This window comes from Halorubrum sp. SS7 (assembly GCF_005435055.1).
In the GTDB taxonomy this organism is placed as follows: Archaea; Halobacteriota; Halobacteria; order Halobacteriales; family Haloferacaceae; genus Halorubrum; species Halorubrum salinarum.
Genome location: NZ_SGXV01000367.1, coordinates 1 through 393 on the forward strand (window position 1 = coordinate 1; position 393 = coordinate 393).

The following is a 393-nucleotide window of genomic DNA, read 5'->3' on the forward strand; positions in this document are numbered from 1 at the left end:
GTCGTCCCGATCCTGTTCCTGATGATCTACCCGATGATGATCAACATCGATCTCCGGGAAGTGATCAACGTCCGCGACCACGCCGGTCCAGTGGGGTTGAGCCTGCTGATCAACTTCGGCGCGGCGCCGCTGTTCGCGGTCGCCCTCTCTCGGGGCTTCTTCGGCGGCGACATAGAGTACGCCGTCGGACTGTACTTCATCGCGCTCATCCCGACCTCCGGGATGACCGCCGCGTGGACGGGCCTCGCCGACGGCGACCTCGAGGCGGCGCTGGTCGCGATGGCGGTCAACCTGTTAGCGGCGATCGTGATTCTCCCGGCGTACCTGTCCGTGCTCGTGCCCGCCGACATCGGGTTCGACCTCGATCAGGACAACATCACCGAGATCATCGAC

The 393-nt window shown here is 64.4% G+C and carries 1 protein-coding gene; it reads left to right on the plus strand.

The window, feature by feature from the left end:
- Nucleotides 1-393: arsenic resistance protein (locus EXE44_RS18425; RefSeq protein WP_342764974.1), on the plus strand; the 393-nt coding region annotated here is incomplete at both ends.